The sequence below is a fragment of the Pedobacter nyackensis genome (assembly GCF_900176505.1).
In the GTDB taxonomy this organism is placed as follows: Bacteria; Bacteroidota; Bacteroidia; order Sphingobacteriales; family Sphingobacteriaceae; genus Pedobacter; species Pedobacter nyackensis.
In genome coordinates this window covers 424,215-446,870 of record NZ_FWYB01000002.1, presented here as the reverse complement: position 1 = coordinate 446,870, position 22,656 = coordinate 424,215, and the positions used below count along the sequence as shown (strand labels likewise).

Below are 22,656 nucleotides of genomic sequence, written 5' to 3'. Positions count from 1 at the left end.
AGCTGATATTAAAAGAAATATAAATTATGTCAGGACATAACGAATCAATATTAAGAGAACCACTTATCACCGGTACAGATATCACGTATGCAAAGATTACGGATGATATTTTAATGCCGGTTGAGAACAAGCCAAACAGGGCATGGTGGATAGGATTTATCGTCGCACTGTGCGGAGCTTTACTATGGGTAGTAGCAGTAAGTTACACCTTCTGGTTTGGTATCGGTGCTTGGGGATTAAATAAAACAGTTGGATGGGCATGGGATATCACCGGTTTCGTATGGTGGGTAGGTATTGGTCACGCAGGAACGTTGATTTCTGCAGTACTTTTACTCTTCCGTCAGAACTGGCGTAACTCCATTAACCGCTCGGCAGAGGCAATGACAATTTTTGCCGTTATTTGTGCGGCAACGTATGTAGTATCTCACATGGGTAGACCATGGTTAGCTTACTGGGTGCTTCCATTACCGAATCAGTTTGGTTCATTATGGGTAAACTTTAACTCACCGCTGGTTTGGGATATGTTTGCGATCTCTACTTACTTCTCGGTATCACTATTATTCTGGTATACAGGTTTATTGCCTGATATCGCGACTATCCGTGACCGTGCAACAGGTGTGAAACGTAGAATCTATTCTATCCTTTCGTTCGGATGGGCAGGAAATGTGAAAACATGGCAACGTTTTGAGGCTGTATCAATCATTTTGGCTGGTATATCTACACCACTGGTACTTTCGGTACATACGATTGTATCCATGGACTTTGCTACCTCGGTAATTCCGGGATGGCACACTACGATCTTCCCTCCATATTTCGTGGCTGGGGCGATCTTCTCAGGATTTGCGATGGTGTTAACCTTATTATTGGTTGCACGTAAAGTATTAGGTCTTGAGAACTACATCACCATGTTCCACATTGAGTCGATGAATAAGATCATCATCTTAACAGGATCTATTGTAGGTGTAGCTTATATTACTGAGTTCTTCATTGCATGGTATTCAGGTTCTGAATATGAGCAATATGCCTTTATCAACCGTTCAACCGGTCCTTACTGGTGGGCATACTGGATGATGATGACTTGTAACGTGATTTCTCCGCAGTTGTTGTGGTTTAAAAAGATCCGTACGAGCATCCCTTTTACCTGGATCTTATCTATCGTAGTAAACATCGGTATGTGGTTTGAGCGTTTCGTAATTATCGTAACTTCATTACACCGTGATTATATTCCTTCAAGTTGGGCGATGTTCTATCCATCTTGGGTTGATGTGAGTGTATTCGTTGGATCGATTGGTTTGTTCTTTACTTTGTTCTTATTGTTCTTAAGGGTATTACCTTCAATTGCAATAGCAGAGGTTAAATTGTTGCTGAAAAGCGCAAGTGAGCAGGCTAAACTTAAGCAGATTAAAGAAGGTCATTTGGATCAGATACACGTTTCAGAATACGTGGAGTCTTTAGAGAAATTTGATAGTGTTAAACAAGAAGAATACGCAAAAATATAACAATGAATAATATCAAATATATTTTAGGCAGTTTTGGTGATCCTGATGAAATGATGCATGGCATCGATAAATTGCAGGAAAACAACATTAAGATACATGATGTTTACACACCAATGCCTATTCACGGAATAGAGGCTAAGTTAGGGGTTAAGCGTTCAAGGTTAGATATTGCTGCGTTCTTTTTTGGAATCACAGGAACATGTACCATGTTAACATTTGTATATTTTGCAGCTGCTTACGATTGGCCTATAAATATCGGTGGTAAGCCACACTTTGCTTTACCGGATTTTATCCCAATTACTTTTGAGTTGACCATTTTGTTTTGTGCTTTTGGTTTAGTAGGTTCTTACTATGCATCAAGTCACTTATTCCCTGGCAGAGCGCCAAGAGTAATGGACTTAAGAGCGACAGATGATCGATTTATTATTGCAATTGATGCAAAAGAAAATACTGACCACAGTAAGATTGACGATTTATTAAAGGAAGCTGGTGCTTTGGAAGTAAAGCATAATGAAAGGAAGTATATTAGCTATGAATAAGAGTAGAGTAGTTTTAGCCTCGTTTTGTATCCTTGCAAGTGCTGTTGTATTTTCAGCGTGTAAAGACAAAAGAAGTACAGGTTTAGAATACGCCAGGAATATGTATGATCCACTAGGATACAATCCGGATCAGCCGAACAAGAATTTTGCAAACGGCCAAACGGCACAAACTCCTCCGCCGCATACCACTCCGGTAGGGTTTGATAAATATGATTACCCAAATACAAAAGAGGGTTATGAAGCAGCTAGCGCTGGTTTAGTAAATCCACTTGCTTTAACTGAAGCAAACCTTGTATCTGGTAAACATTATTTCACTGTATTTTGTGCTCCATGTCATGGTGAAAAAGGAGATGGACAAGGTCACCTTGTTAAGATTGAAAAGGTGAGTGGTATTCCTTCATACCATGGTGATGCAACTTCTTCCCGTGGTGGCGCAATGAAAGATTTAACAGCGGGAAAAATTTATCATACAATTATGTATGGTTTAAATAATATGGGATCACATGCCTCTCAGCTATCTCCTGAAGAAAGATGGAAAGTAGTGATGTATGTTCAACAATTACAAAAAATACAATAGAAAAATATAAATGGGAACTCACAATTATAATTTTACTGAGCAGTTTGAGTTTACAGGTAAAGCTAAAACTTTAAGCATAATCGCTATTGTAATAGGTATAGCGGCTATAGGTTATGGTTTTTCAGCAGAGGCGCTTCATGAGCGTACTTTTGCAAACTTGTTGCTGATGGCTTATTACTTCGCATGTGTTTGCATGTCTGGAGCTTTCTTTCTTGCTGTTCAATTTGTAGCACAGGCTGGTTGGTCTGCTTCAATATTAAGGGTGCCTGAGGCTATGGCTAAAGTGTTGCCTATCGCAGTGATCATCTTGCTTATAGTAATGGGCGCAGGTTTATATACTCACAATTTGTATCACCACTGGCACGCTGATGGATTAACTGATCCCAGCAGTGCTAACTATGATAAATTAATCGACGGTAAGTCGGCATTCCTTAATGTTCCATTCTTTATGGGACGTCAGGTTGTCTTTTTAGCGATCTATAGCTTTTTTGCTATGTATCTGGCTAAATTATCGAACAATGAAGATTTAGAAGGTGGTTTAAACTCTTACAGAAAGAGCTTTAAATATTCATGTATCTTCCTTGTAATCTACGGATTTACTACACCTATCTTTGCTTTTGATACCGTGATGTCATTAGAAGCACACTGGTTCTCAACTATGTTTGGCTGGTATAACTTTGCCGCAATGTGGGTAAGCAGTTTGGCTACTATAGCTATCATTCTGATCCTGTTAAGAAAAGCAGGTTACATGAGCTGGGTAAATAACAGTCACTTGCATAACTTAGGACAGTTTATCTTCGGATTCTCTATTTTCTGGACTTATGTATGGTTCTGTCAGTTCCTTTTGATCTACTATGCAAACATGCCGGAAGAGACTGTATACTTCTACAAGAGATTTGAGCACTATGAGTTCTGGTTTTACCTGAACCTTGTATTGAACTTCTTAGCCCCTGTATTGCTGTTAATGGACAGAGATAACAAGAGACATGAAAACATTTTACTGGCAGTGTCGATAGTTGTTTTATGTGGACACTGGGTAGATTATTACCAAATGATTATGCCAGGTACCGTTGAAGAACACCATGCATTTGGTTTTATTGAGATAGGTATTGCAGTAGGTTTTGTAGGATTATTTACTTTTACGGTTTTAAATACGTTAAGTAAGAAACCTTTAATCCCTAAAAATCATCCGTTTTTACAAGAAAGTTTGAATCACCACTTGTAATAGGTGATCAATAAAGCGTATAATAAAATAATAGTATAATAGAAGTACAGCGTTACTACTTTTAAGGAAATGAGTTTAAGAAAATTTATAAGTAACAAATCAATAGCGGCACTAGCAGTAATTATGACTGCATTTGCAAACACCAGTGCTTTTGCACAGGCTGCAGTCGCTGAGACCGCTAAGAAGCCCGTAGATATGGGGCCGGTTTATAAATCGGCAATATTTTATGCCCTGGCCTTCCTGCTACTTTGCTTGTTTATAGCAATAATAGGAAAAGCATTAAAGGTATATGAATTGACCCGTGAGGCTCAGGATAAACCAAAAGGTATCAACTGGAATACAGTTAACGCTGTACTTTTTGCCTTGTTCCTTATTGTAGGTTTATATGGTGTGTATTGGGAATATACAGTTCATGGTAATATGATTTTACCTGAGGCTGCATCTGAGCACGGTAAGAAGATCGATCAAATGTTTAACATTACATTGATCCTTACTACCATAGTTTTTATTGCTACACACATTCTTTTATTTGGTTTCGCTTATTACTACAAATATACAAACAAGAGAAAAGCATATTACTACCCGCACAACAATACCATCGAGCGTGTATGGACAATCGTTCCAGCGTTGGTTTTAACCGTTTTGGTATTGATGGGTTTCCTTACCTGGAGATCAATTTTCTATAAGATAGAAGATCCTAATAACAAGCCTATCAGCATTGAGGTAACTTCATCTCAGTTTGCATGGGCTATTCGTTATGCAGGTGCTGATGGTGTAGTAGGTACTAAGAACTTCAAACTGATCAACTCTATCAACGCATTAGGTATCGATTTTAAAGATAAAAATACTTTGGATGATCAGTCAGCTGATGAAATGGTTATCCCTGTAAATAAACCAGTACGTTTGATCCTGAACAGTAAAGATGTGATCCATAGTTTTTTTATGCCACACTTCAGAGTTCAGTTGAATACTGTACCGGGTATGACTTCTTATTTTGAGTTTACGCCTACAATCACTACTGAAGAGATGAAGGCTAAAACAAATGACCCGACTTTCAAATATTTGTTCTTATGTAACAAGATCTGCGGAGACGGTCATTATAAAATGCAGAAAGAAGTTAAAGTTGTTTCTATCGCTGAGTATGAGGCTTGGTTAAAAGAGCAACCAACATATTTAACTGATGATTTAAGAAAGGAATTTAACCTTCCTGTAACTCCGGTAGCTCCTGCTCCTGTAGATGCAGTTGCTGATACTGCAGCAGTTAAAACAAACCAATTAGCTTTAAAAAATTAATAATACTGGAATAGCACATTATGTCAACTATATCATTACACGATACACATAACCACGATAACCATGACGATCATGGGCATCACAAAGAGACCTTCTTAACGAAGTATGTCTTTAGTCAGGATCACAAGATGATTGCTAAGCAGTTCCTGATAACAGGTATTATTATGGCTGTTATTGCGATGGGCTTATCTATCTTGTTTCGTTTACAATTGGCCTGGCCTGATAAAGATTTCCCTATTTTAGAAACTTTTTTAGGAAAATGGGCTGAAGGAGGTCGTATCAAACCCGATTTCTATCTTGCCTTGGTAACGATACATGGTACCATCATGGTATTCTTTGTACTAACTGCAGGATTGAGCGGTACTTTTAGTAACTTATTGATACCACTTCAGATCGGTGCAAGGGATATGGCTTCGCCATTCCTGAACATGCTTTCTTACTGGTTCTTCTTCGCTGCTTGTGTAATCATGATGAGTTCATTCTTTATACAAACAGGACCTGCAAGTGCGGGATGGACAGTTTATCCTCCATTATCTGCATTGCCAACTGCAATCAGCGGTTCTGGTTTAGGTATGACTTTATGGTTAATCAGTATGGTACTTTTCGTTGCATCATCTTTAATGGGTGGTATCAACTATGTAAGTACAATCTTAAACATGCGTACTAAAGGTATGGACCTTTGGAAAATGCCTTTGACGATCTGGGCTTTCTTCCTGACTGCAATTCTGGGTGTATTATCTTTCCCTGTTCTTGTAGCTGGTGTTGTATTATTAATATTTGACAGAAGCTTTGGTACCAGTTTTTATCTTTCTGATATTGTTATGGGTACTCAGATCCTTCCTAATGAAGGTGGATCGCCAATTTTATGGCAGCATTTATTCTGGTTCTTAGGTCACCCTGAGGTATATATCGTAATTATGCCGGCGATGGGCTTGTCATCTGAGATCATGTCTGTAAATGCCAGAAAACCAATCTTTGGTTACCATGCGATGATCTATTCACTAATCGGTATTACCATCCTTTCGTTTATCGTTTGGGGTCACCATATGTTCGTGACTGGTATGAATCCGTTATTGGGTGGTGTATTTATGATCACTACGTTGATTATTGCGGTTCCTTCGGCGGTAAAAACCTTTAACTGGTTGGCTACATTATGGAGAGGTAACATCAGGTTTACTCCTGCGATGTTGTTCGCTATCGGTATGGTATCATTCTTTATCTCTGGTGGTTTAACAGGTATCTTCCTTGGTAATGCTTCATTGGACATCAACTTACATGATACTTACTTTGTAGTGGCTCACTTCCACCTGGTAATGGGATCTGCAGCTATCTTTGGTATGCTTGCCGGTGTTTATCATTACTTCCCTAAGATGTTTGGCAGATTGATGAGCAGCAAATTAGGTTATCTGCATTTCTGGATCACTTTTGCTTGTGCATATTTAGTATTCTTCCCTCTACACTTCTTAGGTTTAGATGGTGTTCCACGTCGTTATTATGCATTTACTGAATTCGAATTCATGCAGAAATGGGTTACTGTGAACATATTAGTAACATGGGCTGCAATCATCGCAGCGTTAGCTCAGGTAGCTTTCTTATTCAACTTCTTCTATTCGATATTTAAAGGTAAAGTATCTTCTCAAAATCCTTGGGGTGCAAATACATTAGAGTGGACTACTCCTGTTGAGCGTATCCATGGTAACTGGCCAGGAGAGATCCCAACAGTATACCGTTGGCCATATGATTATAGCAAGCCTGGTGCGGATGCAGATTTTATCCCTCAGACTGTGCCTTTCTCACAAACAATGGGTTCAAACATGCCTCATGATTTTGAGGGTAACACTGAATCAGAACGTATACAAAGAGAGTGGGAAGAAGCTAATCCTTCTTCAGATGCGTCAAAATAGACAAATACGTAGAATCTAATACGATGAGGTATCTGCAGTAGGTAAATACTTACAACAGATACCTCATTTTTTTTAAACACACACACCATGGTTCCTAAATCTGAAACGAGATTTATCAGGCTAAACCTCATCACTATAATTGTAACCTTATTGCTGATTTTAGCGGGAGGGATAGTACGAAGTACTGGTTCTGGTATGGGGTGTCCGGATTGGCCTAAGTGTTTTGATCAATATATCCCACCTACATCTGCCTCACAACTTCCTGCTGATTATAAAGAAAAGTACGTAGCTGAGCGCATAGCTAAAAACGAGCGTTTCGCAAAAACGCTCGATAAGATGGGGAAAGGGCATCTTGCTGATAGCATCCGACACGACGAAAGCATTCTTATGCCGGAAACTTTTAATGCGGCAAAAACCTGGACAGAGTACATCAATAGGTTGATGGGCGCAACAACAGGTTTTCTATTACTTGGCCTTCTGATATTTTCATTCACTTATAAGCATAAGGCAAAAAGAATTATCATTCTGAGTATACTTAATCTGTTTGTAGTGGCATTTCAGGCCTGGCTTGGGTCGATTGTAGTCTCAACTAATCTGATGCCATGGATCGTTACAGTACATATGTTATTTGCCCTGGTTATTCTCGGGATTTTGGTTTATACCTATAACTACGCGATTCAGTTGCATAAACAGCCTACAGTTATTATGGGTAAGTTAGTTTGGCTTAAGATTTTAATTTTCGGCTCAATTGTATTAAGTGTGATACAAATTGTATTGGGTACGGAGGTTAGGGAAGCCATTGATGCCATTTCAAAGCAGATGTTGTATAATGGCCGAAGTACCTGGGTTGCAAAGGTAGGTGACATGTTCTCTTATCACCGTGATCTTGCGATATTTGTGTTGATCCTGAATATTGTTATTTATAAGATTGTAAAGGATCAGTTTAATGGAAAAGCGACTGCATTAAGGGTAGGCAGTTCGATTGGAATAGTTTTGATTATTCAGATTGCAACGGGATTAATATTGTCTAACTTTGCGCTTCCACCGTATGCACAGGCAATGCATATTTTGTTCTCAACGCTTTTGTTTAGTTTACAATATTACCTGTATTTACTGGTTTACAATACAAGTACTTACAGTCAACAGAATTAATTATATATAAATTGAAACAGTTTTTTTCAGATTTCTCTAAACTTATAAAATTCAGGTTAACATTCCTGGTTGTGTTCTCTGCGTCAGTTACATTTTTAATTGGCTCTCAGGTACCGATAGATGGAGTAATCCCTGGGATCAACTGGACTAACTGGTTGATTTTAATTATAGGGGGCTTTTTGGTTACTTCAGCAGCGAATTGTTTCAATGAGGTGATTGAGGTAGATCTTGATAAATTAATGACGAGGACTAAGGATCGTCCTATGCCTGCAGGGCACATGACTACCGGTCAGGGTTTGGTTTCGGGGCTTGTAATGGGCTTGCTGGGCACCTGGTTGCTAGGTAAATTAAATATTGAGACGGGTTTACTTTCTGTTTTTTCTATTTTCCTTTATGCCTTTGCTTATACGCCTTTGAAGAGAAAATCTCCAATAGCAGTATTTGTTGGCGCAATTCCGGGTGCTTTACCTCCACTGATTGGATATGTAGCGGCACATGGCAAAATTGATAAGATAGCAGTTATCTTATTTTTGATTCAGTTTGTTTGGCAGTTCCCGCATTTCTGGGCCATCGCCTGGGTATTGGATGATGATTATAAGAAGGCTGGATTTAGACTTTTGCCGACGACAAAAAGAGATAAATTAAGTGCTTTTATAACATTTTTAAGCACACTGATATTAATCCCCGTAAGCTTATTGCCTACCATCGATGGTTTCGGAGGTTATTATATTGCAGGCGTTTCGCTGGTTGCGGGCCTTGTATTTGCCTGGTTTGGATTTAAGTTGTGGGTAAAGATGGATTTGGATAGTGCCAGAAAGGTAATGTTCGGTTCATTCTTCTACTTGCCCCTGGTTCAGCTGGTTTTATTGTTTGATTTAGTAATTAAATAAATTTTAAATGGTACACACATTAAAGGAAGAGGATTTAAAAGGGGACATGGCTTTTAATGCTAAGCCTAGGAAATTCGTAGTATGGTTATTTGTGGTTTCATCAACGATTATGTTTGGTGGACTTACAAGTTATTATATCGTTTTTGCTGCATCAAAAGGCAAAGGCCATGGTTTGGTATTACCCGATGTTTTTATTTACAGTACAGCTATATTAATCGCCAGTAGCATTTGTCTTTTTCTGGCTTCTAAAGCTTTACAGAAAGCTAATTTTACGAGTCAGAAATTATTTTTATGGGGTACTTTAGTATTGGGCGGTGTTTTTGGTTATTTACAGGTTGATGCCTGGAGTACCTTGTTTCATACCGGTGCTGCTTTTGTGAACAACAACGCAGCCATTTCTATGATTTATGTGGTATCGGGACTTCACCTGCTACACATTTTTGCAGGCTTTTGCTTTGTTTTAAGTAGCTTAATTGGTGCTTATACAGGCCTTTCTTTAGAAAAGAGCAAATTCCGTATGGAGATTGCTTCTATATTTTGGCATTTTATAGATATATTATGGATATATCTGTATGTTTTTTTACTTTTGAACAGTTAGACTTTTTAACAAACTATTACAATTTATAAAATGAGTTCATTATCACAATTAGATCAGGTAAAAACCACTCCATGGAGCGGAGGCCGCTCGCCGTGGTCTGTAGAGTACGGCAAATTAATGATGTGGTTTTTCTTGCTTTCTGATGCATTTACTTTTTCATCATTATTGGTTTATTACGGAGCGCAACGCTTTACAAAATTCACATGGCCTGATCCGGATCTGGTTTTCCAGTCTATCCCGGGCATAACCGATAGTGGTGCTCCTTTAGTGTTTGTGGGTCTGATGACATTTATTTTGATCATGAGCTCTGTAACGATGGTATTAGCTGTAGAAGCTGGTCACAGACGTTCTAAAAGAGAAGTGATCTGGTGGATGGTCGCTACCATTATTGGTGGTTTCATGTTCCTGGGCTGCCAGGCTGCAGAATGGACGCATTTGTTCCACGAAGGTTTTGGATGGGGTAAAATCCCTAACACTGAAACATTAAAACATTTGTTTACCGGTGAGATATCAACTGTGTCTGCATTACAGTTTTCAAACTTGTTTTTCACGATTACAGGATTCCACGGTTTCCACGTATTCAGTGGTGTAATCATTAATATCATCATTTTATGCATGACCATTAATGGTACATTTGAGAAACGCGGTCACTATTTAATGGTAGAAAAAGTAGGTTTATACTGGCACTTTGTTGATTTGGTGTGGGTATTCGTATTTACATTCTTCTATTTGGTTTAATTATTTAAGAAAGATATTATGTCAGAAATACATACTACAGAGCACGCTCATGATGAGCATGCAGGTTTAAGCAAGAAGAAGATTTGGCAGGTGTTTGGTGTCCTGTTGTTGATCACTGTAATTGAGTTTATCATCGCTTTATGGGTAATTCCAAACAAGCACATGTCTCAGCATATCGGTAATTATGTTTACATCGTTTTAACCTTGATTAAAGCATATTACATTGTTGCTTATTTCATGCACCTTAAATATGAAAAATTAGGATTGCAATTAACATTAACAGTTTCATTCATATTTATACTTTATTTTATTGTATTGATGTTGATTGAGGGTGGTTATTTGCATCTTCACATGCCACTGGTTTAATGAAGTCTACTTCAATAAAAAAAATATTAATCCTGGTAACCATTTTAGCGTTGCCAGGATTTTTATATAATATCCTAAAGGAAGAAGGTAAAAACAGATATAAGCCACTGCCGGTTTTTGGCCCTAAAAAAGTAGCTTCTACCTTCCATTCTGTCAGAGGAGTACAGGTACCGGATACGATATATCACACGCCGGCTGATTTCAAATTGATAAACCAGGCTGCAGACACCATTACTTTGAAGGATTATGATGGACGAATCCAGATCATCAGTCTTTTTTATACTAAGGGGAATACCGTGTCTGTGCAGATTGCCAATAAAGCCATGAAGGCACTTGAAACTACTTACGGTAAAAACAAGGTGGTTAGTTTCGCAAGTCTGAGTATAGACCCGGAAAATGATACTCCGGAAGTATTAAAGGGCTATGCTGAGCAAATTGGTGCTAAAGCTGGTAAATGGAATCTGTTGACCGGTGATAGTACAAGCATTTACAATCTGATTAATAAAGGATTATTAGTGGATGCGCATAAAGAAAAGGTAGGTGCTGAACAGAAGTTTGTGTACAGCAATATGTTTGTTTTGCTAGACTACCAACACCGTATCCGGGGTTACTATGAGGCCACGAGCGATGAAGATTTGTCTAAACTGGACGATGAGATCAAAGTATTGATCATAGAAGAATTAAGAAATAATAATGACGGACGTTAGTTCGGTTGATGATATGAAAGCGAATAGCAGCGAGATAGAAAAAAAATACAATAAGTGGATCATATTACTTTCTGTGGTGATCCCAGTGGCGGTTGCATTGTTGTTTGTTGTTAAAATTCCTAATGCTACCCCGCTTTCCTTTTTACCACCAATATACGCCACTATAAATGGGATAACAGCTATTTTACTGGTTGTTGCGGTTTTGGCGGTTAAAAATGGCAAGCGTAAGCTGCATGAGTTGTTAATGAAGTGTGCTATTGGTTGCTCATTGTTGTTTTTGGTGATGTATATTGCCTATCACATGACTTCAGAATCTACCGCCTTTGGTGGAGAGGGAAACATTAGATATGTTTACTATTTCATTTTGTTAACGCATATCCTGTTATCTATAGCCATTATTCCATTGGTATTGATTACTTATGTAAGGGCATTGGCTGCGCGTTTTGACAAGCATAGGAAAATTGCTAAGATCACCTTTCCATTATGGCTATACGTTGCTGTAACAGGTGTGATTGTTTACCTGATGATCTCTCCGTATTACATTCATTAATCAATAATTCTTTCCTTATATTTGCAGCATGAAAAGGATCGCATTCGTCTTCGTTTTTATAGTGCTGTCTACCATAGCATTAAGTAATACTGCCAGTGCACAATGTGCTATGTGCTCTGTTAATGCCGAGCAAAGTGTTAAGAATGGCAATACTCAGGGTAAAGGCTTAAATACCGGTATTTTATATTTGCTGGCTATTCCATATGTTTTACTTACCGGAATTGGCGTTTTATGGTATGTAAAATACCGTAAAGGAACAACCGCACTCTGATCCTATGCAGAAAACATCCAAGCTTTATGCTTTAGTACACGGAAAATGTCCTCATTGTCGCAGAGGCGATATCTTTACAGGGAGCTTATATGGCTTTAATGTACAACGCACCAATACCGTTTGCCCGAATTGCACACAACGCTTCGAAATAGAACCGGGATATTTTTATGCAGCCATGTATGTAAGTTATGCTATGAACTGCGCTGAAATGATTACCCTTGGAATAGCTACTTATATTTTATCTGGTGGTTACCTGGAGTTTGATTCTTTCTGGCTTTACCTCGGGGTAATTTTTACAGGATGTTTACTTTTATCGCCATTCAATTATCGCTATTCACGCGTGATTTTATTACATTGGCTTTCTCCAAAAATAAAGTATAACGCCTATTACGATAAGCCATGATTAAGCCCGAAACATTTGCCTTTATTGCAGACGTAGCAGAAAATAATAACCGCGAATGGTTTGCTGAAAATAAAGGACGGTATGAAATTGCGAAAGCTGATGTGTTGGCCTTTATTGATCAGCTGATTCCTGAGCTAGCTGCTGCTGATCCGGAATTCTCTTTAGAAACCCAGTCGAAGAAATGCCTCCTGCGTATTTATAGAGATGTACGTTTTAGTAAAAATAAGGATCCTTATAAAAACAACTTCGGAATTTCTTTTAGCGTAAAGGGCAAAGGAGTAAATGAGCCCGGTTATTACCTGCACTTACAGCCAGGTAGTTGTTTCTTTGCTGCCGGCTTTTGGATGCCTGAGGCTGCAGATCTGAAAAGAATAAGGGAAGAGATCGATTACAATACATCTGAATTTCTGGATATCATCAATCATAAAAGCTTTAAGGACATCTTTACAATGAGTCAGGAAGACAAGTTGAAAAAGGCTCCCAAGGGATATGATACAGATCATCCTCAGATAGAGCTCCTGAAGCTGAAAAGCTTTATAGCTTCTTTTCCAATTAAAGATGATGCGTTTTTTAAACCTGGAATCGTTAATAAGTTGAAAAATGCTTTTGAAAGCGTTTATCCCTTTATTGTATTTTTGAGAAGAGCCGTTGAGCAATAGTTTTTGCTTCGGAACCGTTTAATCCCTAAAACACAAATGAATCATGGTCTGCGCGCTCTAAATCGGGCAAAGCAGACTTATAATCCTTAACAATCAATATCAGAATGAAGAAAATCAGTTTATTTTTATTTGTCGGGTTGTTTGCCAGTGCATTCAGTTCCTGCGTCGTATTGTCGCCGCAAAAGTACAAGTCTTTATTAGCTAAGCAAGATTCCTTAAGCAAAGGTTGGAGTGATTCACAACAGATGAATGGAGACCTGGAAGGACTAATTGCCAAGCTGCGCAAAGACACGACTGGATTAAGCAGTGCATTAAGCGATTTAAAGGGGCGTTACTCTGAAATGGATAACAACTATGCCACATTGCGTAGTAACAGCTCCAGCGAGATTAATAAGCTGTCTTCCGACTTAAAGAAACGTGAGCAGAGACTAAAGGAAGTAGAAGAGATTTTGCGTAAACGCGATGAGGCTACCAATCAGTTAAAGGAGAAGTTACAACAGGCATTGCTTGGCTTTACTAAAAACGGACTTACGGTTGAAATTCGTAATGGCAAAGTATATGTTTCATTGATGGATAAATTGTTGTTCCCATCGGGTAGTATTATCATTGATGAAAAGGGAAAACAGGCATTGAGTCAACTTGCTAATGTATTGAAATCTCAACCTGAGATTAATATCGCGGTTGAGGGTCATACCGATTCTCAGAAAATATCAAATCTTGGACAGATTAAGGATAACTGGGATTTGAGTGTGTTGCGTTCTACTTCTGTGGTAAGGTATTTAACAGAAGTAAGTAAAGTAGAAGCGGTTCGTATGACGGCAACAGGTAAAGGTGAGTTTCAGCCATTGGGGCCAAATACTTCTGCCGAGGCAAGGAGTAAAAACCGCAGAATTGAAATTGTACTTTCTCCGAAGTTAGATGAGTTGTACAATCTGATTAAGCAATAAGTAATTAAACAGGTCTTGAATGACCTTATATGAAAAGCCTGTATCATCCTCAAATGATACAGGCTTTTATATTTTCAGGGAATTCTTTATTTAAAAAGGGCTTTTAAAATCTTTAAATTGAGAAAGCACCTGGTCTTTATCTGATAATAAGAATTCAGATTCAGGGATATCTCTGCTCCATTGAATGTTCAGGTCCGGATCGTTCCACATTACACCTATTTCCGAGTCTTTATCGTAGTAGTTACTTACTTTATAGGTGAAAATAGTTTGATCTTCAAGTGTTAAGAATCCATGTAGAAATCCTGCGGGAACCCAAAGTTGTTTGTGGTTCTCTTCACTTAGCTCAATGTCGAAATGTTGTCCGTATGTAGGGGAATCTTTTCTAATGTCCACAGCAACATCCATAACTGCACCTTGCAGCACGCGTACTAATTTTCCTTGTTCAAAAGGTTGGGCTTGTGCATGTAATCCGCGCAGTGCTCCTTTTTGTGAAAAGGACTGGTTATCCTGAACAAAATTTACATTGATACCTGCTTCTGCAAAGAGCTTGGCGTTATAACTTTCGTAAAAGTAACCACGGTTGTCTCTCCATACTTTAGGCTCGATGATTAAAAGTCCTTCTATTGGTGTTTTTGTAATTTGCATAGTTAATTAAGCGATATATTCCATTAAAGTACGAAAGGCAACAAGTTTGTTTTCGTAAAGCGCTGTAACTTCAGCCTGTAGTGCAGGTGCAAAGTTATCCTGATAATCCAGGTAATCTGCCATATGTTCAACAACATATTGGGCGCAATAGGTTACGCCTTCATTGGGCGAATCAAGCACCCTTAGCAGGCGGTAGGATACGAATTTTCCTGAAGCCATAACGTTAGGAATATGCACATCTTCCATCCATTTCAGCCAGCTATCTGCCGCTGCGTCTTCAATTATTGTGGTTACATTATATAATAGCATTTTGCAAAGATAATACTAAGTGCCAATATTATCGCCGCGAAGTTTACGGAAGCGTTTACGTGCTTCGGCAGCGAACATACTCCCCGGATAATCATTAATTAATTTCTGATATAGTTTTTTGGCCTGCTCAGTATCTTTCAAATCTTTCTCGTAAATGTCGGCAAGCGTAAATAGCGCGTCATCTGCCCAAATGCTGGTTGTTTGTTGCTCTGTAAGCGCTTTAAGCGCGGTTACGGCATTACTGATGTCATTGTTTTTAATGTAGATTTTTGATTTTGCCATCAGGATATCATCAACCAGGCTGTTTTTGGGAAAATCGATGTCAATGCTATCCAGTTTTGCCAGCGCTTGTTTGGGTTGGTTTCTAAACTGCAGCATTTCTGCATCGGCATACATTTTAAGTGCATTGCTATCTACCGGCGATTGCAGGTTATCCGATAGGAGCAAGCTTAGATTTAGGGCGTCGTTGGCAATTAACTGCGAAGTGGAGGCTTTTAGTACGTCCGCCTGCGATTTGGCATAGGCGAAATTGCCCTGGTAAAAGGAAAGTCTGGCCGAACGGTATCGGGCCTCATTGCCTATGTCCTGATTTTCGAACTGCTTGGCTACCTGTTCATAAATTAAAAATGCTTCCCATGGCTGCTTGGTTAAAATGTAAACATCACCAAGTTCTAGTTTCAGCTGTCCGGTTTCTGTTGCCGAAAGACCTGATACAGTTAACATATTTTCAAGTGCATTTTCTGCCTTGCTGAGGTCGTTAAGGTAATAGGCCTGTAGGTTGGCAAGTTTCTTTAATGCAAAAAGGGTTTGACGGTTTTTGCCATATTCATCAATGATTGACTGGTATTCTGTTGCCAGTTCTGTCATAGCCTTTTTATCGTACTGTCCTGCAACAACGAGCTGGTATTTGGCATTAATCATTTCGACTTTTGCCGGCAGATAGTATTCGTTTTGCTTGCCTTTGGTTAGTAAGTATTCGTAAGCTTTGATCGCTACCGGATATGCTTTATTGTCGAGGAAAATATTAGAAGTGTTAAAGAGTATAGCGCCATCGTCTTTTAGGCGTTTGTCTTGCGCTATAAGCTGGCGTAAGGCCATGTCGTATTCCTGTTGCTGCAGGTATTGCCAGATGAGCAATTTGGTATAAATCTCTGTCTGAGGTTCCTTTTGTATCTTTTTTAGCAAGGCAGATTGCAGAATCTGATAATCTGCATTGTCTTCAAAAATGGTAGCCAGCACACTTTCAGCCTGTGGCAGCAGTTGCGGTATTTCAGGTAAAGCGTTCAGGTATTCCTGTACCAGCATATTTTTGTCTTTCTTGTATCTGTAAATGCTCAATAACTCATAGGTGAACGGCTTGGGGTCGTTTAATAGCTTTCGTCCTTGTAAAAAGGCTGATATGGCGAGGTCATAAGCCTGGATGTTGTAAAAGATGTTGGCTATTTCTCTGATCTTGAATTCATCGGCAGGGAGGTTATTGATCACCTGCATATATTGTTTATTTGCAGCCTCTATTTGGCCTTTGTCCTGATAAATCCTGGCCAATGAAATGCCATACTCCAGGTTTTTGCCATCCTGTTTCTTGAACTTTTTCAGCAGCTTTTCGGCCTCATCAAATTTTTTTAGTTTTAAGAGCGTATTGAAGTAAAGCTCAAAATGGGCGTCGCTTTTCGTTTTGTTGAATAGTTTTTCGAGCAATATAGCCGCCTGTTGGTATTGACCCTGTTGATAGTATTGGTAGGCCAATGCATCGTCCACACTGTCTTGTGCCTGGCAAAGGATACTTGCAAAACAAAATAAAAGGATTACATATAATTTCTTCATTGTAGGGTTCCAGTGTATAAAATTAACGATTTAAAGGTTAATTCAAGTATTGCGGTTGTATTATAGGAGGATAATATTTTAAGATAATGAGCGTGTTAAATAGAGGTTATGTTACTGTTATTAAGGCATATAGATGTCATTTGGTGGTAAGTTAAACGTAATATTTAGGTTTTAAAGTAACAATATTGGTGTATAGCCTCCATACAAAGTCTGTGTTGTGTAGCTTTGCAGGCGAGTAAATGATATGATTGGATTAAAAAAATACTTTTTCCTTATTCTGGTAGTTTTTGCTTTCGCTTGTCAGCGTCAGAAAGAGCCCAGAACAATACCTGTAGAAGACTTCTTTAAATCGCAGAGTAGAGTAGGTTATAGGATATCGCCTGATGGCAAAAACCTGTCTTACCTTAAATTGGAAGGTAAAAACCGGAATATTTATGTGGAAGATATTGAAACCGGGAAGGGTAAGAGTATTACTCATCTGGAAGGGATGAATATTGTGTTTTATTTCTGGGTAAGTAGTAATGAACTGATTTATTATAAAGAGATTGATGCGGCGACCAACCAGTCGGACATATTCATTGTTGATAAAGAAGGAAAGAATGAGCGGGCACTGGTGAGCAATGAAAAGAGTAGGTTGAGGGTTATTGAAGATCAGCTTATAGACGATAAGTACCTGATGGTCTCATCCAATAGAAGAGATTCGACGGTTTTTGATGTTTATCGTTTAAATGTACGCGATGGTGGAATGGAAATGATCGCTAAAAATCCTGGGAATATTGTCGACTGGAGAACTGATTCTGAGGGGAAGCTAAGATTGGCTACCAGCAGTGATGGCGTTAATTCAACTTTTCTTTACAGGGCAAGCGAGAGTCAGCCTTTTAAGCCGATGCTGACCAGCGATTTTAAGGACACCTTCAGACCAATTGCTTTTAGCCATAGCCAACCTAACATTATCTATGCTATTTCTAATATAAACCGTGATAAGGCGGCTCTTGTAGAGGTTGATTGCAATACAGGAAAAGAGTTAAAGAACCTTTTTTGTAATGATACTTTAAATATCACAGATGCACAGTATTCTACGAAAAAGCGTAAAATGTCTTTTGTTGTGTACGAAACCTGGAAAAAGGAAAAATACTTCCTGGATGATTCTGTAAAGCAGGTATATGAAGATCTGGATAAGTTACTGCCTAAAACTGAAACCAGAATCTTTGATATGGATGAGGCAGAGAACGTCTTTTTATTAAGAACATTTACCGACAAAAACCCGGGTTCTTATTATTTATATTTTGTAAACACGGGCAAGTTAAGAAAGCTGGGTGATTTTAATGCTTCGATTAAGGAAGATGAAATGAGTGAAATGAAACCAGTAAGTTACCACTCAAGGGATGGCTTATTGATTCATGGCTACCTGACACTTCCTCTTCATGAAAAGGCAGAAAATCTGCCTGTGGTCGTATTGCCGCATGATGGTCCGGTGAGTAGAACTTTGTGGGGTTATAATCCGGAAGTTCAGTTGCTGGCCAACAGGGGGTATGCAGTGTTCCAAATTAATTATCGGGGTTCATCGGGTTATGGGAAGAACTTTGTAGCGGCAGGCTTTAAGCAATGGGGAGATAAGATTCAGGATGATATTGATGATGGTGTAAAATGGTTGGTGAAGCGTAAAATAGCGGATCCAAAAAGAATTGGAATATATGGCATTGGTTTTGGTGGGTATATTGCGTTGAATGGTTTGTATTTAAGTCCGAGTACTTATGCCTGTGCGGTGTCTAACTCGGGAGTAATTAATCTGTTCACGTATTTAAAATCAATTCCTCCGTATCAAAAACCTAATTTGCAGATGTATTATGAACTTATAGGCAATCCGCTAACAGATATAGATAAACTGCGTAAAACATCACCTCTGTTCCAAACAGATAAAATTAATGCGCCTATACTGCTGGTTCAAAATAGTAAAGACCCTATTAACAACCAGGGAGAGGTGACGCAATTTGTAAAAAACCTTAAAAAACGGAATGTAAGTATTACTTACCTTGAAGATGATGGTGATATGTACGCAGGGAAAAACCAACCCCTTAGACATCAGTTCTATAAGACGCTTGATGAGTTTTTAGAATTTAACCTGAAAAGGAAGTAAATTCACAGCTTATGGCTTCAGAGAAAAAAGACGGTTACCGTAAGAATTTTTCGTTGATACTTACTTTCATCATTCTGATGTCGGTGCTGTTTCTGCTTTCTTTGGTATTGGCTTATAGATTTAGTACCAAGTATATAGAAAATGAATTTGTTTCGGAGAAAGTAAATGTACTGGAGCAGAGTATTCAGCCTTATAATGATTTCTTTCAAAAAAAGCTTCCTGAAGTCTCTTTCTATAATGGCTATCTGGATTCCGCCACTGCGGCTGCCTTTGTAGATACGGTTTTGCTCGAATATCCCTTTGTATCTAAAGTTGTTTTTTACGATTCTGAGGTGAGCAATACGCCGGTTAGCGATGGTTTAAATACGGGGAAGTTTTCTTTTGGCCCTAAAAACATTTATCAGTTTGGAAGTCTGGTGCCACTGGACTCGGTCAGACTTTTTTCAAGGGACAATACCAGTAGTTTTATTGTAGGGGATGATTTTAATACGCTGGCACTAAAGCTGGTGTCGTTTATTGAAAGTTTGGATACTACGCAAGTCCCTGGTCAGGATGCCTTGTTTAGCAATTTCAGTAATGTCCGTTCCAACAAAATCACTTACCTGAACATTCCAAGGTTCGAAGATTTAAAGGTTTATAAGGAGATGTTGCGTAAGCAATTGCAGCCCAATCCTGTTTATCAGCAGGATATGATGTCGTTCCAATTAGATCCGTATAAGATTAAGATCATCAATACACAGCCGCTGTTGTATCAGTACGTTAAGATCGCACCCCTTACTTATGATCCTTTGGATACTACTGCTGTGTATTTAAGTACTGAAATTAACCTGCCCGGACCATTTTCGGATTATAAGCTTTATTTTATTTCTTCGAAATCATTTATAGAGCGGGAGATATTCAGTTATTTCTTACCTATTGCATTGGCTATTCTCTTCTTTTATGGTATTCTGGTATTGGTTGCTGTATTAATTTACCGGAACCTGAATATTAACCAGAAGATGTTTAAGCTGCAGTATGATTTTGTAAATAACCTAACACATGAGTTCAAAACGCCCGTCAGTGTGATAAAAATCGCCGGTAATAATATAAAAAGTGCATCATCACTTACTGATAGGGAACTTAAATTGTATGGTAAAATATTGGATGAGGAGGCTGATAAGCTCAATGGGTTGATGAATAAATTGCTGGCCTTTACTCAGATAGAAAACAAAGCTATAGAGCTGAACAGGGATAAGATTCGCATAATTGATTTCCTGGAAAGTACAGTAGAGACGCACCGTTTGAAACATCCGGATTTTGATTTTACATACGAAGTAAGTGGGTTTACAACTTTCGTTACCGATCCGGTGTTGCTAGGTAGTTTGTTTGATAACCTTGCTGAAAATGCTTACAAATATTCGCCCCCTGAGCGCAAACAACTGCACATAACCGCAAAGCTTGCTAAGGGGAAAGTGGTGTTCAGATTTACCGATAAAGGGATTGGTATACCGGCATCAGAAATTAATAATATATTTAAGAAGTTTTTCAGGATACAGAACCAGTATAATCAAAATGGTAGCGTGGGTTTGGGATTGGCTTTTTGTAAGGAGCTGGTTAATTTTATGGATGGTGAGATTACAGTAAAGAGCAAGGTAAATAAAGGATCAGAATTTAAGATTGTATTGCCTTATAATGATTATTAAATAGTTAAATCGGTGTTGTCCTGAGTTTATTAAGGATGATGATATAAATTTTATATAAATAACTAATAGCGAAAATATGTCGAAGGGAGTTAAAATACTGATAGTTGAAGACGATGAGAACTTACGTTTTTTAGTAGTACATCGTTTAAAGGCTCAGGGATATGAGGTCTCTGAAGTTGGTGACGGAGAGGCCGCAGAGCGTATGATAATGGCCGATCAGCCAGATATTGTGTTGCTGGACTGGATGTTGCCAGGTAAACAAGGTGCTGAGGTATGTGCGGACGTGCGTAAACAGGGCTTTGATAACCTGATCATTATGATGACTGCCAAAGCTCAGGATGTAGATAAGATTGATGCCTATAATTTTGGTGTTTCGGATTACGTAACCAAGCCTTTTAATATGGATGTTTTGGTTGCGATGCTGGAGAGTAAGGTGAAATTTATTTTGCATAACGATCGTTCTGAAGTGCATCGCTTTGGTAATATGGAGCATCATCCCAATATTCATACTTTGTATAGGGATGATAAAAAAATCGAGTTGACGATTCTGGAGAACAGAATCCTGCTTTATTTCTTAAGAAACCCAAATAAGGTGATTAACAGAGATGAGTTGATGTTGGTCGTTTGGGGCTACAATTCGGATGTAAATACGCGTACGCTGGACATGCATATTGTTCGTTTGCGTAAAAAGATTGAGTTGAATCCTGATAGTCCTCAGTTGTTGCTAACTGTTAGGGGAGTAGGATACCGTTTTAATCCGGAATAAGGAATTTATCATCCTGAGTTTACGATGTATTCGCCATATGAGTTACGTCCTTCTGTAAGCTCAGGATGCTTTTAAATGAAAGTTGCAAGGCAGCTTGATAAAACCAGCACTATATATTGTAAAAGCATGGTGCCGTCTAAATAGAAGAAATAGTAATATTCATTCTTTTTTATGCTGGATTTAAAAATTAACCAGCCTGTAAGCACCAGGGTAAGGGTTAGGCCAACGATATCTGAAATCGGGGCATGTCCAAATAGTAATAGCAACACCAGGTAACCCGCCAGCAGGAATTGGCAAAAGATATAGGCTTTTTTCTCGCCCAACATAACCGGAATGGTTTTTAAAGCATATAATTTGTCTTGAAACAAATCTCTGATGTCAAAAGGAATGGTAATCGCGGCGATGAACAGGAAGCGCTTCGCAACCAGAAGTAAAGTATCTGCAGATGAGATGTTAATCTGGTAATTGTGTTCCAGTTCAACAACAGGAAGTAGTACGCAGCTTATGGACCATACCAGCGCTATTAAAAACAATTTGATTCCTGGAATATTCCTTAAACCTATCTTTTGATTGTTGAGAGTTAAAAAAGGGATATTATAACCCAAAGCAAGCACTGCCGTAAATATCATGAGTAGCTTGGCTTCAATACTAAGGTATAACAGACCTAAAGGAATCAGACAAAGCACTGAAATGAGTGTGATGGATATGATGAGCCTGTGATGAGAAAAGATCCACCTTACCCTTACAAATGAAGAGTTTTCGGGATTTTCAGGTTTAGACAGCAACATGCTGAAATTATAGATACCTATAGTCCCGAAAAATATAATGGCCAGAATATATTTATCCGGTTTTACATTTAATAAATGATAGGTCACCAAGCCCTGGGCTACTGCGCAAATGGCAATAAACAAATTGCTGAAAAGCAAAAAGTCGAGAATTGACAGGAGCACTTTTTTAATCATGTGCAGTATTTGG

24 protein-coding genes are annotated in these 22,656 nt (G+C 38.6%); 20 read left to right on the top strand and 4 right to left on the bottom strand.

Annotation, left to right across the window (positions count from 1 at the left end; genetic code table 11):
- Positions 1-26: 26 nt before the first annotated feature.
- The 17 genes from nrfD (at position 27) to B9A18_RS06035 (ending at position 14,318) form a co-directional block, all read left to right on the top strand.
- Complete coding sequence (gene nrfD, locus B9A18_RS06115) at positions 27-1,499, top strand: NrfD/PsrC family molybdoenzyme membrane anchor subunit (RefSeq protein ID WP_084288220.1); 1,473 nt, start codon at positions 27-29, stop codon at positions 1,497-1,499.
- Between the two features lie 2 nt (positions 1,500-1,501).
- Complete coding sequence (locus B9A18_RS06110; protein WP_084288217.1) at positions 1,502-2,038, top strand: DUF3341 domain-containing protein; 537 nt, start codon at positions 1,502-1,504, stop codon at positions 2,036-2,038.
- Positions 2,031-2,615: a c-type cytochrome gene (locus B9A18_RS06105; protein WP_235005247.1), complete on the top strand. Its 585-nt coding sequence runs from the start codon at positions 2,031-2,033 to the stop codon at positions 2,613-2,615. Before B9A18_RS06110 ends, B9A18_RS06105 begins: the two co-directional genes overlap by 8 nt.
- A gap of 10 nt (positions 2,616-2,625) precedes the next feature.
- Complete coding sequence (locus tag B9A18_RS06100) at positions 2,626-3,840, top strand: quinol:cytochrome C oxidoreductase (protein ID WP_084288212.1); 1,215 nt, start codon at positions 2,626-2,628, stop codon at positions 3,838-3,840.
- Positions 3,841-3,909: 69 nt separating this feature from the next.
- Positions 3,910-5,133: a cytochrome c oxidase subunit II gene (locus tag B9A18_RS06095; RefSeq protein WP_084288210.1), complete on the top strand. Its 1,224-nt coding sequence runs from the start codon at positions 3,910-3,912 to the stop codon at positions 5,131-5,133.
- A gap of 20 nt (positions 5,134-5,153) precedes the next feature.
- Entirely contained in the window at positions 5,154-7,037 is a 1,884-nt protein-coding gene (locus B9A18_RS06090) for a cytochrome c oxidase subunit I (RefSeq protein ID WP_200816315.1), read from the top strand.
- 87 nt (positions 7,038-7,124) lie between these two features.
- Positions 7,125-8,189, top strand: a complete 1,065-nt coding sequence (locus B9A18_RS06085; protein WP_084288204.1) for a COX15/CtaA family protein — start codon at positions 7,125-7,127, stop codon at positions 8,187-8,189.
- A gap of 11 nt (positions 8,190-8,200) precedes the next feature.
- Positions 8,201-9,079 (top strand): heme o synthase, encoded by an 879-nt coding sequence (gene cyoE, locus B9A18_RS06080; protein ID WP_084288201.1) that lies wholly within the window; start codon positions 8,201-8,203, stop codon positions 9,077-9,079.
- 7 nt (positions 9,080-9,086) lie between these two features.
- Positions 9,087-9,677, top strand: a complete 591-nt coding sequence (locus B9A18_RS06075) for a cytochrome c oxidase subunit 3 (protein ID WP_084288198.1) — start codon at positions 9,087-9,089, stop codon at positions 9,675-9,677.
- 30 nt (positions 9,678-9,707) lie between these two features.
- Positions 9,708-10,415, top strand: a complete 708-nt coding sequence (locus tag B9A18_RS06070) for a cytochrome c oxidase subunit 3 (RefSeq protein WP_084288195.1) — start codon at positions 9,708-9,710, stop codon at positions 10,413-10,415.
- Between the two features lie 18 nt (positions 10,416-10,433).
- Positions 10,434-10,781: a cytochrome C oxidase subunit IV family protein gene (locus B9A18_RS06065; protein WP_084288192.1), complete on the top strand. Its 348-nt coding sequence runs from the start codon at positions 10,434-10,436 to the stop codon at positions 10,779-10,781.
- On the top strand, positions 10,781-11,488 hold the full coding sequence (locus B9A18_RS06060; protein ID WP_084288189.1) for an SCO family protein: 708 nt from the start codon (positions 10,781-10,783) through the stop codon (positions 11,486-11,488). Before B9A18_RS06065 ends, B9A18_RS06060 begins: the two co-directional genes overlap by 1 nt.
- Positions 11,475-12,038, top strand: a complete 564-nt coding sequence (locus tag B9A18_RS06055) for a DUF420 domain-containing protein (RefSeq protein ID WP_235005246.1) — start codon at positions 11,475-11,477, stop codon at positions 12,036-12,038. Before B9A18_RS06060 ends, B9A18_RS06055 begins: the two co-directional genes overlap by 14 nt.
- A gap of 28 nt (positions 12,039-12,066) precedes the next feature.
- Positions 12,067-12,309 (top strand): hypothetical protein, encoded by a 243-nt coding sequence (locus B9A18_RS06050; RefSeq protein WP_084288187.1) that lies wholly within the window; start codon positions 12,067-12,069, stop codon positions 12,307-12,309.
- Between the two features lie 4 nt (positions 12,310-12,313).
- Entirely contained in the window at positions 12,314-12,712 is a 399-nt protein-coding gene (locus B9A18_RS06045; protein WP_084288184.1) for a DUF983 domain-containing protein, read from the top strand.
- Positions 12,709-13,371: a DUF2461 domain-containing protein gene (locus B9A18_RS06040; RefSeq protein ID WP_084288182.1), complete on the top strand. Its 663-nt coding sequence runs from the start codon at positions 12,709-12,711 to the stop codon at positions 13,369-13,371. Before B9A18_RS06045 ends, B9A18_RS06040 begins: the two co-directional genes overlap by 4 nt.
- A 104-nt stretch (positions 13,372-13,475) precedes the next feature.
- A complete protein-coding gene (locus tag B9A18_RS06035; RefSeq protein ID WP_084288179.1) occupies positions 13,476-14,318 on the top strand; it encodes an OmpA/MotB family protein in 843 nt (280 codons plus the stop codon).
- Positions 14,319-14,408: 90 nt separating this feature from the next.
- On the opposite strand, the gene rfbC is transcribed toward B9A18_RS06035, so the two are convergent.
- From rfbC to B9A18_RS06020, 3 genes are read right to left on the bottom strand one after another with little or no spacing between them, the layout of a single operon-like run.
- The gene (rfbC, locus tag B9A18_RS06030; RefSeq protein WP_084288176.1) at positions 14,409-14,963 is read right to left on the bottom strand and encodes a dTDP-4-dehydrorhamnose 3,5-epimerase; all 555 of its coding nucleotides are present in this window, start codon (positions 14,961-14,963) and stop codon (positions 14,409-14,411) included.
- A 6-nt stretch (positions 14,964-14,969) separates the two neighbouring features.
- Positions 14,970-15,272, bottom strand: a complete 303-nt coding sequence (locus B9A18_RS06025) for a DUF4286 family protein (protein ID WP_084288173.1) — start codon at positions 15,270-15,272, stop codon at positions 14,970-14,972.
- Positions 15,273-15,287: 15 nt separating this feature from the next.
- Positions 15,288-17,096 (bottom strand): tetratricopeptide repeat protein, encoded by a 1,809-nt coding sequence (locus B9A18_RS06020; RefSeq protein WP_084288171.1) that lies wholly within the window; start codon positions 17,094-17,096, stop codon positions 15,288-15,290.
- Positions 17,097-17,340: 244 nt separating this feature from the next.
- On the opposite strand from B9A18_RS06020, the gene B9A18_RS06015 reads away from it, so the two are divergent.
- The 3 genes from B9A18_RS06015 (at position 17,341) to B9A18_RS06005 (ending at position 21,681) form a co-directional block, all read left to right on the top strand.
- Positions 17,341-19,233: a S9 family peptidase gene (locus tag B9A18_RS06015; protein ID WP_084288169.1), complete on the top strand. Its 1,893-nt coding sequence runs from the start codon at positions 17,341-17,343 to the stop codon at positions 19,231-19,233.
- 11 nt (positions 19,234-19,244) lie between these two features.
- On the top strand, positions 19,245-20,915 hold the full coding sequence (locus B9A18_RS06010) for a sensor histidine kinase (RefSeq protein ID WP_084288167.1): 1,671 nt from the start codon (positions 19,245-19,247) through the stop codon (positions 20,913-20,915).
- Between the two features lie 76 nt (positions 20,916-20,991).
- Positions 20,992-21,681, top strand: a complete 690-nt coding sequence (locus B9A18_RS06005; protein WP_084288164.1) for a response regulator transcription factor — start codon at positions 20,992-20,994, stop codon at positions 21,679-21,681.
- A 71-nt stretch (positions 21,682-21,752) separates the two neighbouring features.
- Here the strand turns inward: B9A18_RS06005 and B9A18_RS06000 are convergent, their stop codons facing one another.
- The gene (locus B9A18_RS06000; RefSeq protein ID WP_084288161.1) at positions 21,753-22,643 is read right to left on the bottom strand and encodes a UbiA prenyltransferase family protein; all 891 of its coding nucleotides are present in this window, start codon (positions 22,641-22,643) and stop codon (positions 21,753-21,755) included.
- Positions 22,644-22,656 lie beyond the last annotated feature (13 nt).

Excerpts from the sequence above, each read along its gene's own strand:
- nrfD (WP_084288220.1), top strand. The coding sequence starts at position 27 with ATGTCAGGACATAACGAATCAATATTAAGAGAACCACTTATCACCGGT.
- B9A18_RS06110 (WP_084288217.1), top strand. The coding sequence starts at position 1,502 with ATGAATAATATCAAATATATTTTAGGCAGTTTTGGTGATCCTGATGAA.
- B9A18_RS06105 (WP_235005247.1), top strand. The coding sequence starts at position 2,031 with ATGAATAAGAGTAGAGTAGTTTTAGCCTCGTTTTGTATCCTTGCAAGT.
- B9A18_RS06100 (WP_084288212.1), top strand. The coding sequence starts at position 2,626 with ATGGGAACTCACAATTATAATTTTACTGAGCAGTTTGAGTTTACAGGT.
- B9A18_RS06095 (WP_084288210.1), top strand. The coding sequence starts at position 3,910 with ATGAGTTTAAGAAAATTTATAAGTAACAAATCAATAGCGGCACTAGCA.
- B9A18_RS06090 (WP_200816315.1), top strand. The coding sequence starts at position 5,154 with ATGTCAACTATATCATTACACGATACACATAACCACGATAACCATGAC.
- B9A18_RS06085 (WP_084288204.1), top strand. The coding sequence starts at position 7,125 with ATGGTTCCTAAATCTGAAACGAGATTTATCAGGCTAAACCTCATCACT.
- B9A18_RS06075 (WP_084288198.1), top strand. The coding sequence starts at position 9,087 with ATGGTACACACATTAAAGGAAGAGGATTTAAAAGGGGACATGGCTTTT.
- B9A18_RS06070 (WP_084288195.1), top strand. The coding sequence starts at position 9,708 with ATGAGTTCATTATCACAATTAGATCAGGTAAAAACCACTCCATGGAGC.
- B9A18_RS06065 (WP_084288192.1), top strand. The coding sequence starts at position 10,434 with ATGTCAGAAATACATACTACAGAGCACGCTCATGATGAGCATGCAGGT.
- B9A18_RS06060 (WP_084288189.1), top strand. The coding sequence starts at position 10,781 with ATGAAGTCTACTTCAATAAAAAAAATATTAATCCTGGTAACCATTTTA.
- B9A18_RS06055 (WP_235005246.1), top strand. The coding sequence starts at position 11,475 with ATGACGGACGTTAGTTCGGTTGATGATATGAAAGCGAATAGCAGCGAG.
- B9A18_RS06050 (WP_084288187.1), top strand. The coding sequence starts at position 12,067 with ATGAAAAGGATCGCATTCGTCTTCGTTTTTATAGTGCTGTCTACCATA.
- B9A18_RS06045 (WP_084288184.1), top strand. The coding sequence starts at position 12,314 with ATGCAGAAAACATCCAAGCTTTATGCTTTAGTACACGGAAAATGTCCT.
- B9A18_RS06040 (WP_084288182.1), top strand. The coding sequence starts at position 12,709 with ATGATTAAGCCCGAAACATTTGCCTTTATTGCAGACGTAGCAGAAAAT.
- B9A18_RS06035 (WP_084288179.1), top strand. The coding sequence starts at position 13,476 with ATGAAGAAAATCAGTTTATTTTTATTTGTCGGGTTGTTTGCCAGTGCA.
- rfbC (WP_084288176.1), bottom strand. The coding sequence starts at position 14,963 with ATGCAAATTACAAAAACACCAATAGAAGGACTTTTAATCATCGAGCCT.
- B9A18_RS06025 (WP_084288173.1), bottom strand. The coding sequence starts at position 15,272 with ATGCTATTATATAATGTAACCACAATAATTGAAGACGCAGCGGCAGAT.
- B9A18_RS06020 (WP_084288171.1), bottom strand. The coding sequence starts at position 17,096 with ATGAAGAAATTATATGTAATCCTTTTATTTTGTTTTGCAAGTATCCTT.
- B9A18_RS06015 (WP_084288169.1), top strand. The coding sequence starts at position 17,341 with ATGATTGGATTAAAAAAATACTTTTTCCTTATTCTGGTAGTTTTTGCT.
- B9A18_RS06010 (WP_084288167.1), top strand. The coding sequence starts at position 19,245 with ATGGCTTCAGAGAAAAAAGACGGTTACCGTAAGAATTTTTCGTTGATA.
- B9A18_RS06005 (WP_084288164.1), top strand. The coding sequence starts at position 20,992 with ATGTCGAAGGGAGTTAAAATACTGATAGTTGAAGACGATGAGAACTTA.
- B9A18_RS06000 (WP_084288161.1), bottom strand. The coding sequence starts at position 22,643 with ATGATTAAAAAAGTGCTCCTGTCAATTCTCGACTTTTTGCTTTTCAGC.